General features: G+C 57.5%; 6 protein-coding genes. All 6 read left to right on the top strand.

Going from position 1 to position 9035, the window contains the following annotated elements:
- Positions 1-3 precede the first annotated feature (3 nt).
- On the top strand, positions 4-831 hold the full coding sequence (locus tag RAB71_RS11395) for a thioesterase II family protein (protein WP_010340408.1): 828 nt from the start codon (positions 4-6) through the stop codon (positions 829-831).
- 89 nt (positions 832-920) lie between these two features.
- On the top strand, positions 921-1874 hold the full coding sequence (locus tag RAB71_RS11390) for a TauD/TfdA family dioxygenase (RefSeq protein ID WP_208625097.1): 954 nt from the start codon (positions 921-923) through the stop codon (positions 1872-1874).
- A gap of 49 nt (positions 1875-1923) precedes the next feature.
- Complete coding sequence (locus tag RAB71_RS11385) at positions 1924-3513, top strand: MBL fold metallo-hydrolase (protein ID WP_029561742.1); 1590 nt, start codon at positions 1924-1926, stop codon at positions 3511-3513.
- Positions 3514-3582: 69 nt separating this feature from the next.
- On the top strand, positions 3583-4905 hold the full coding sequence (ectB, locus tag RAB71_RS11380; protein WP_010340405.1) for a diaminobutyrate--2-oxoglutarate transaminase: 1323 nt from the start codon (positions 3583-3585) through the stop codon (positions 4903-4905).
- A 554-nt stretch (positions 4906-5459) separates the two neighbouring features.
- Positions 5460-7292 carry a Mu transposase C-terminal domain-containing protein gene (locus RAB71_RS11375; protein ID WP_158255549.1) on the top strand — a complete coding sequence of 611 codons (1833 nt, stop codon included), beginning with the start codon at positions 5460-5462 and terminating at the stop codon, positions 7290-7292.
- Entirely contained in the window at positions 7289-8176 is an 888-nt protein-coding gene (locus RAB71_RS11370; protein WP_081481882.1) for a TniB family NTP-binding protein, read from the top strand. Before RAB71_RS11375 ends, RAB71_RS11370 begins: the two co-directional genes overlap by 4 nt.
- The last annotated feature ends 859 nt before the right edge of the window (positions 8177-9035 follow it).

Here is a 9035-nt window from a genome sequence, read left to right as displayed (position 1 = left end):
GTCATGCACCACACCCCCTGGGTCGTCCACATGACCGCCGCGCCGCCACGGATGCGGCTGTTCTGCTTCGCCTACGCAGGTGGAAGCGCCTTCAATTTCGCTGCGTGGCGTCCCGCGTTGCATCCATCTGTCGAGATCTGCGCCCTGCAGCTCCCTGGACGGGGCGCACGCATCGCGGAGGCTCCGATCGCTTCGATGCAGACCTTGCTTAGGGCGATGGCGCCGGCGATCACACAGCAGGGCTGCTTGCCGTTCGCCTTCTTCGGCCATAGCGTCGGGGCGCTGATCGCATTCGAACTGGCGCGCTATCTGCGTCTGCACGGCATTACGGGCCCACGACACTTGTTTGCCTCGGGATGTCAGGCGCCGCGGTTCCGTAGCCCCTCCAGGCAGTTGCGGCAGCTGTCGGATGCCGACTTCATCAAGGAATTGCGTCACTACAACGGAACGCCTGCCGAGGTGCTGGAGAGTCGCGAACTGATGGCACTCATGCTTCCTGCAATCCGCGCCGACTTCACACTGGCCGAGGACTACGCGTATCGCCCAGGCCCTCTGCTGCAAATTCCGATCAGTGTCTACGCCGGCCGGCAAGACGACAACGAGGGCTACGGCCAGGTCGAAGGATGGGCGAAGGAGACATCCGCCGCGTGCCGCACCACGTGGTTCGACGACGGCCACTTCTTTATCAACACACAGCGCAGTGCCGTGGTGGATCAACTCAACAGCGAGTTGGAGGACATGATCAAGCAGTTGCCTGCGCGCAGCCCAACCACCGCAGACCCAGGGCGCAGCACGCATGCCGCCAGTACCAGCAGCCCACGCATGCTCTAGCCAGACCAACACCGCATGTTTCACTCGCCGCATCGGCATCGGCGCGGCCCGTACATCGCATCACACCGCATGGAGACCGGTTTATGAAAGTGAGTTCCCTGTTTTCGACCTCGGACCACCACCCGGTGGTCGTGACGCCAGAGGCGGACGCCAGCCTGGACACGTTGCAGGGCTACCTGGCGCATGAAAGCGCCAGAATCGAGGAACTGTTGTTGCAGCATGGGGGGATTCTCTTCCGAGGCTTCACTCTGAAGGGCGCGCAGGACTTCCACAACTGTGCCGAACGTCTGGGAGGCAAGCCGTTCGGCTATGTGGGCGGCGATTCGCCGCGCAATCGCGTGGTTGCTGATGTCTTCACCTCTACCGAGTATCCGGCCACCGAGGTGATCTCGCTGCACAACGAGATGTCCTATCTGCCCGACTGGCCGACGCGCCTGTTCTTTTACAGTCTGACCCCGGCCGCTTCGGGCGGACAGACATCGCTTGCCAGTAGTCGCGACATCCTGCAGCAGCTGCCGCAGGACATCGCTGACAAGTTTCGAGAGAAGAAGATCAACTACATCCGCAACTTTCAGCCGAACATTCCGTTCGGGAAGAGCTGGCAGGCGACCTACCAGACCGAGGACCGTGCCCAGGTGGAGAAGATCGCCGCCGAACAGGGATCGGTCTGCACATGGTCGGCCAACGGCATGCTGCGCGTCTCCACCCGCTGCGAGGCCGTCACGACGCATCCCCGCACAGGCGAGGAGGTCTGGTTCAACCAGGCCGAGCAATGGCATGCGTCGGCGTTGAATCCCGCCATTCGCGGCATGTTCGAGCAAATGGTGGGGAAGGGCAATCTTCCGCATGAGTGCGAGTACGGCGATGGCGAGGCCATGGAAGAGGATGTGCTTGCGCAGGTGCGAAAGGTCCTGAACCAGAACAAGTTGCTGTTCGATTGGCAGCGCAACGACCTGCTGATGATCGACAACGTCCTGATGATGCATGGCCGCGAGTCGTTCAAGGGCGAACGTAATACGCTCGCCTACCTTTCCTCCACCTGAGCGGGCCGCTGCCGCGTCTCCATGCGTAGAACCTCTATAGGGATATTCGATGCTTCCAACCGATACCGTTTTTCTGAAATCTGGGACAAAGATCGAGCCGCTGGTATCGGGCTGGTACGCATGGCCGTACCTGATCGCCCCGGCGCAGCTGGCGATGAACCTCAAGTTCCGCCTGCTGCCGCTGATGGAATCGTTCGTGACCAATCCCGCCGCGCACCTGGCCGCGAGTAGCGATCCGGCAATGTACGGCGGCCCGTTCGTCAGCCTGGCAGTGGAAGATGTCCCTGCGGTAGAGCAGTTGATGGCACAGACACAGGAGCAGTGCGCGCCTCTTTTGACCTTCGCCGAGGATCTGAAGAACTTCAGCGCCACGCTTCAGGCCGAAGCCAACGGATTCTCGCTTAACGGCTTCTACTCCAAGCTGCCGCCATCGCTGCGCGGCCTCGTCGAGTGCCTGTACGACACCAACGACCATCCGGGCCTGCGCCTCTTCGAGGATCTGGTCTACGACGAAGGCATGGGCGGCAAACAGGAAATCCTGCTGCAGTTGATCGGCGAGCAGGACCGCCACTTCTTCATGAGCACGCCCCGCCTCGACGGCAAGAATTCCTATCGTGTCGCAATGCAGTTCTCCGATAAGCGGATGGACGTGCTTGCGGGCATGCGCACCACGCCCAGGCCGTTCCAGGAAATCGCGGCATTGTTCGAGGTGGGCGCCGACGCCGCGCCAGCCTTCGCCGAGTTCTTCACTACGATGCCACCGGCAACGAACGGAAACGCCCACTATGCCGGGGACGAAGTACGCATGCGCTATTTCGGCCATGCCTGCGTCCTGTTTCAGAGCAGCCAGGTCTCGGTGCTTTTCGACCCGATGGTGGCATTCGAGACGAAAGACGATGGTCGGTTTACCTACAACGACCTTCCCGAGTTCATTGACTATGTGGTGCTGACGCATTCCCACCAGGACCACTTTTGCGCGGAGATACTGATCCAGCTGCGACACCGGATCGGCAAGGTAATCGTGCCCTCGAACAACAGCGGCAATATCGCCGATCCATCCATGAAACTCATGCTGCGCTCGTTGGGATTCGAGGACGTCGAAGTGCTGGATGCGTTCGAGCGTGTCGAGATCCCGGACGGAGAAATCCTCAGTTTGCCGTTCACCGGCGAGCACGCGGATCTCAGCATCTACAGCAAACATGCCATTGCGCTGACGCTCAAAGGCCGCAAATTCATGTTCCTGATCGACTCAGATGGCGTCGATGGCATGCTCTACCAGCGCATGATGCGCCGCGTCGGCCGGATCGACGCGCTGTTCCTGGGAATGGAATGTCACGGTGCGCCGCTGGCCTGGCTGTACGAACCGTTGCTCGGCAAACCAGTCAGCCGCAAGAACAATGAGTCACGGCGCCTGTCGGGAGCCAACTGCGAACGCGCCTGGAACGTACTGAGCGAGGTGCAGCCGCCGCGGGTCTTCATCTATGCGATGGGGCAGGAGCCTTGGCTGCAGTACATGATGGGCCTGAAGTACGAGCCCGACAGCATCCAGTTGGTGGAGTCGGACATGTTTTTGGACAAGTGCAGGCAGGCGGGGATCCCGGGCGAGCGTCTATTCTGCAGCAGAGAACTGGAGTTCTGAACGGGACGGGCGTCGTGCCCACAACCGGACGCCGTGCGGTGTCAATCCAATCGAATCAAGGAGCGTTCAATGTCTGTCTGCGCAGTCGTCGAGCTTGAAGAAACTTCGGCCGTCCAAGACTCTTTTCAGATCTTCGCGGAGGTCGAATCCGGCGTCAGAAGCTATTGCAGGAGATTCCCCGCGATGTTCGCCACAGCGCGTAACGCGGTCCTGGAGGATGAGGCAGGGCGGACGTATATCGATTTCCTGGCTGCAGCCGGCTCGCTCAACTACGGGCACAACAATCCGTTGGTACGCGACAGGCTGATCGCCTATCTGTCGAACGATGGCGTAATCCAGGCGCTGGATCTGCATACACTCGCCAAGCGCGATTTTTTGCGGGAGTTCAAGCGCGTCATCCTGTCACCAAGAGGCTACGACTACCGAGTGCAGTTCACCGGACCGACCGGCACCAACGCGGTAGAGGCCGCATTGAAGCTGGCACGGAAGGTGACCGGGCGGCGCAATGTCGTCGCCTTCACCAACGCCTTCCACGGCATGACACTGGCGTCGCTGGCCGCATCAGCGAGGGCGTCCAAGCGTGCGGCGGCCGGTGTTTCCCTGCACGACATCGTACGCATGCCCTACGATGGCTTCCTGGGCAAGGACCTCGATACGCTGGATGTAGTCGAAGCGTTGTTGCTGCGGGGCGGATCGGGCATTGATCTGCCCGCCGCGTTCATCGTCGAGACGGTGCAGGCTGAAGGCGGGATCAACGTGGCGTCTTCCGCGTGGCTTGTGCGTCTGGCCGAGCTGGCCAGGAAGCAAGACATCATGCTCATCGTAGACGACATCCAGGCCGGCTGCGGCCGCACCGGGGCGTTCTTCAGCTTCGAGCGCGCCGGAATCTGCCCCGACATCGTGTGCTTGTCAAAGTCGATCTCCGGCTATGGTCTGCCGATGTCCCTGGTATTGATGAAGCCCGGCCTGGACTCCTGGGAGCCGGGCGAGCACAACGGAACGTTCCGCGGCAACAATCTCGCCTTCGTGGCCGCGACCGCCGTGCTGAGCTACTGGGAAGACAGCAGGTTTTGCAATGCGATCGACCACCGGGCAAGACTGATCAGGGAGGCTCTTCGTTCCATCCAGGCGTCCGCGCCGGAGCACATTAGCGAGGTGCGGGGGATCGGCATGTTGCAGGGCTTGGTTTTCCTGGACCGGCACATCGCCGACGCCGTCTCACGGACCGCATTCGAACTGGGACTGATCGTCGAACTCTGTGGCCCGGAAGAGAATGTCGTCAAGCTGATACCGCCCCTGACCATCGAGGACACGGTGCTGATTGACGGGCTTGAACGCCTCGCTGCCGCTGTCCAGGCACAATGCGAAAAGGCCGCCCAGCAGAGGCGCTAGCCATAGGGTGCGGCAACTGCAGATTCCTGATCCTTGGTTCGCGGGAACTAGGGCCGGCGATGTCAGTGTTCCCAATTACTGTCACTCGGAAAAAATAGTTTGGGAAACAAAGAATTAGCAGCGCCATCAGACCACTGGCCGGGCAGTACGGAGGCAGGTTGAACTGGCAGCGACATCATCTTGGCACAGACGCGCTGATAGGGACACCATCTTAGGACCCAGCGAAGTTTAGGTCTTGCGTAGTCGCACTACCCATTTCCTGCCCTGAAAAAACGACAGCATTTTCGGAAAAACGTAGCAAAAATTCATGCGCTTCAATGACTTGCATTGATGCCGCGTGCACTGTGTGCTATCACCCCGGAACCTAAGGCGTCGGGAGTCATTAGCGTGGCTTGATTCGGCAACCGCCCAGGCTGAAACGACGAATGGCACGGGTTGGCGCCCGTGCCATTCAGGAAATGATCGGTTGGTGCCCGATTTGTTCAGCCTCCCACTTTACTCTCCCGTCGTCAAGAGGGCTGGGCGGTTGCTGTCTTCGGCCGGAGGTTTGGGCGATGGCTGCAACAAAAAGATTGGCTGGAATTGTCCCTGATTTGCTAATCAAGGAGGGGTTGCTGGCGGTATGTGGTGGCCGGGCAGTAGTAGTTGTGGGCATCCACTCTGAAGGGCGGATTCATCTGAAGGTCGAGGGCACGTCCGAGTTCATTTGGGCGGACGTCAGCATGATCGAGCCTTTTCGAACCGAACGTCAGGAAAAAAGCATTCGAGATATAAGCGCCTCGGATCCGAAAACTGAACAGGAGGCCCTCCGATGGTATGAAGCGCTCATGAGCCTCGGGCGCAAGGGGACCGGTGCCGTCAAATTGACCGACTGCATTGAAGTCGCACGAAAAATGGGTGTTCATCCACGTACGGTGAGGCGGCGGCTGCAAGTTCATCGCGAAAATCCGATGCCGGGTTCGCAGCTGCCATCTATCCCAGGGCCAAGCCCGGGAAGTCGTCGCCTAGCTCCGGTCGTAGAGAGCTTGATCAACAAGGCTATCGAGGAGGTCTACCTAACCCGCGAAAAGCGCCCCGTCGTTGCTGTCGTTCGGCGCGCTGCAGAGCTCGCCCGTGAGGCTGGGGTTTGTGCTCCTGGGAGGAAAGCCGTTCTCGCACGGATATCCAGCCGGGATCCTATGTATACCGCGAAAAGGCGCCTAGGATTTCACGATGCTCATGCACTACAGGCCCCTTCAAACGCGAGATTAAAGGTATCAAGATCACTTGAGGCTGTTCAGATCGACCATGCCCTTGTTGACCTGGTAGTCGTTTCTGGAACGACCAGAAAGCCAATCGGTAGACCGTGGCTAACTGTAGCAATCGATGTCTATACCCGCTGCATTCTAGGCTACTACCTTAGTTTCGATACTCCGAATCAGACGTCGGTAGCGCATGCATTGGAGCATGCGTCCTTCCCGAAGCAGGCCTGGTTGAAGCGACTCGGACTTGACGTTGCTTACCCAATGTTTGGCAAGATGGAATGCATTCATTGGGACAACGCAAAGACCTTTCAGGCGAAGGAAGTCAAAGCGCAGTGCGAGCGGTATGGAATTCGAATCCAAGAACGGCCTGTTAGGAGTCCTCATTACGGTGCATATGTTGAACGCGTGATAGGAACCATGATGGGGGCCGTCCATCTTCTTCCGGGAACTACTTTCTCTAATGTAAAGGCGAGGGGGAACTATCAATCTGAGAAACATGCGACGATGTCTTTACACGATCTGGACCGCTGGCTCGCCGAAGAAATTGCCGGGAAGTATCATAATAGGCCGCACGCGGGTCTTGGAGGAACCACTCCAGCTGCTGCATGGGATGCTGCCTGGCGAGACGCCAGCGGCCGTCCGATCATTCCTGCAATCATTGCTGATGCGCGCTCCTTCGTTGCGGGATTCTTGCCTTCTGTTTCTCGGAAAATTCGTCGGACAGGAATCACGATTCACGGCCTAAACTATTGGGACCCGTGCCTCACTCCCCTGATCAACGATCAAAAGGATCATCAAATTCACTTCAGTCAAAGAGACCTTACAAAGGTGTATCTGCGACAAGCAGATCGTTTCATTGATGTGCCATTGCTTGACAGATCACAGGGCGAATTCTCCTTATGGGAGCTGCGGGAGGCTAGGGCTGAACTGAGAGCGAAAGGGAAGCTGGCGTCCGAAGAGAGTGAGATGTTTGAGGCCATTCGGAGGCAAAGAAGCATTCAGCTCGAAGCGGAATCGTCATCTAAATTGGCTAGGCGAAAGGTTGCGAGGACACCGAATTCGAAGCCGGAGCCTTCAAGTCCAGCAGTTGACTATACCCAAGAGGTTACCGCATTCAACTGGACTGACGGGGTGGTCGGATGATCGCCCGGAGCGAAAATGAGAGTGGCCCTCCTTCCGAGAGGGCATACACGGGAAAGCAGAGAAGTCTTGAGCATTCGTTCCGCTTCATACCTCATCCAGCAGCCGTCAAGTATCTAAAATTATTAAGCCACCTAAGAACGGTAGAGGCTGGGCGCGATCGTCCGAAATGCGTTCATCTCGCCGCGGGGCCAGGCTGCGGGAAGACGCGTTTGCAGATGCACTATCTGGATCAGGTTGCGCCACCATCGAACGAGCCTGCGGCTAGGCGAAAAGAAGTCATTTACGTGGAAGCGCCGTTTGATGGATACCATAGCAAGCTAGCACGTTCAATAGTGGATGCGTGTCTTCCTGGTGCACAGATGGCTGGAAAGCCCTCGGCAATGTGTGAAAAAGCGCTAGATCTACTGTCTTCTTCTGGAGTTAGGCAGCTGCTAATAGATGAAGCAGGGAATTTTCTGAATGCAGGAAGATCAACGCAACAGCAAACTTTAGCATTCATCAAAGCGATTTCAAATCGAGGGGTGACGATCTCTATCGCTTCCACCATGAATCTGGTGAACGTTTTATCGGCCGATGAGCAACTTCAGTCAAGATTTACGCGAATTGAAATTCCGATGTGGGAGGAGTCGCAAGAATTCAGGTCTTTTCTGGTTAGCGTTGACAAAGAGTTAGGCCTTCCGCAGTCGTCTGGATTGGATGATAAAGCTACCGTTAGATGGCTTATAGCGCACGGTTGCTGCTCAACGGCTAAAATTCTTGAGGTCATTTCCGGGGCCAATAGGATTGCCATCGCCAGGGGGCTTACTCGCATTGACATTGAGTTGCTCGAGATCGCATTGAGTTATGGCCATGTTGGCGAAGGAGGGCGCAATGGAAATTCTTGAAATTCCCGTATTTTCGTCCGTCCATCCTGGCGAAAGCGTGCGCTCATGGCTTGACGCTACTCGAATACTTCTGGGTATCAGTGAGGCTGATTGGTGGGCTTGGTGCGTTTGTGACCCTGCTGAGCCTGAGCGACCCTTGTACAAAAGAGAGTGGACCGATTTGCCCTCAGGGTTGGGGCGTGCGCTTGATGTGCCAGTCGATTTTAGGATCGCCCCAGAATGGCGGGACATATGCTGTCCGCTTTGCGTGGAAAAAACGAAATCTGGTGTACTAAGGCATCCGGTACTCGCTGCTTGGCTTGACGTAAGAACTATCTGCTGCGAAGAACACGATCTTCTTCTCTACCATCGAGCGCTTTCGATAAAAGTGGATATTTCTGAAGATCCAGAACTTTTGCGATGGTGTGGATGGCTAAAGGAGTGGCGAACTGATGAAAAACTAGATCTCTTGGACCTCCGCCTTCGGCGAGACTTGGCGTTAGCGGCCGCACGAAATTGGGGATGTATCTCGGGTCCAATCGCTAGTGTTGGCTCTAGCTGGGTTCTCGCGGAGAAAGGTTGGGTTCGAACCGGCCGGGGCCGTCTTTACCCACCTGGTCGCCCTAGTCGGATTGGAATGCTGGCCCCGATAGATCGCTTATCGGCCCTGTACGCCGCGTGGCGGGCCTGGCTTGCCTTGCGGACGGAGACGGGAGTCAAAATTCCAGATTGGCCCATTGAAGCATGGGTTTGGCTAGAAAGACGTTGGCGGTCGCGCAGATGCGAAAATCTTTCCGCGAAAATGACTAATATCGCTTGCGTATCTTCACGCAAGCACTTTGAAGTGCGCGCCGCGCCGTTACAACCATTCGATTGAAAA

The organism is Xanthomonas sacchari (genome assembly GCF_040529065.1).
Classification (GTDB): domain Bacteria; phylum Pseudomonadota; class Gammaproteobacteria; order Xanthomonadales; family Xanthomonadaceae; genus Xanthomonas_A; species Xanthomonas_A sacchari.
This window is presented reverse-complemented; position numbering and strand designations above follow the sequence as displayed.

Excerpts from the sequence above, each read along its gene's own strand:
- RAB71_RS11385 (WP_029561742.1), top strand. The coding sequence starts at position 1,924 with ATGCTTCCAACCGATACCGTTTTTCTGAAATCTGGGACAAAGATCGAG.
- RAB71_RS11375 (WP_158255549.1), top strand. The coding sequence starts at position 5,460 with ATGGCTGCAACAAAAAGATTGGCTGGAATTGTCCCTGATTTGCTAATC.
- RAB71_RS11370 (WP_081481882.1), top strand. The coding sequence starts at position 7,289 with ATGATCGCCCGGAGCGAAAATGAGAGTGGCCCTCCTTCCGAGAGGGCA.
- ectB (WP_010340405.1), top strand. The coding sequence starts at position 3,583 with ATGTCTGTCTGCGCAGTCGTCGAGCTTGAAGAAACTTCGGCCGTCCAA.
- RAB71_RS11395 (WP_010340408.1), top strand. The coding sequence starts at position 4 with ATGCACCACACCCCCTGGGTCGTCCACATGACCGCCGCGCCGCCACGG.